Source organism: Vibrio sp. T20, assembly GCF_007858795.1.
Lineage (GTDB): Bacteria > Pseudomonadota > Gammaproteobacteria > Enterobacterales > Vibrionaceae > Vibrio > Vibrio satsumensis.
The window spans coordinates 1-346 of sequence record NZ_VFEB01000027.1; the positions used below are offsets into that span (position 1 = coordinate 1).

Below are 346 nucleotides of genomic sequence, written 5' to 3' on the forward strand. Positions count from 1 at the left end.
CTATCGCTTTCAAATCAAGGGATTGATTGATAAAAACTTCAACCTTGATCTCGCTTATGCTAATAAAGACATTGAGCAAGAAGAAGTAACGGACCATTCACTCGCTCGCGATGCGAGCCTTTACTACGTTAAAGGTGACTATCGGATTTCACTTAATCAAACATCCATGTTGCAACCGGCGTTTACCTACATTAATCAAGATGCCGACGGTAAGGCGGAATCATTTGATTCGTACGGGTTTGACATCAGTTGGTTTAAATTTATCAATCGCCATCGGTTGGCCCTCACCGCAGGTTATGCATGGAAAGACTATCAAGCCGCTAGCCAAACTTTTGCTAAAACACGA

1 protein-coding gene is annotated in these 346 nt (G+C 42.5%); it reads left to right on the top strand.

Annotated features, from left to right (window positions below):
* Positions 1 to 346: DUF2860 family protein (locus FTW16_RS01465; protein WP_146489806.1), on the top strand; the 346-nt coding region annotated here is incomplete at both ends.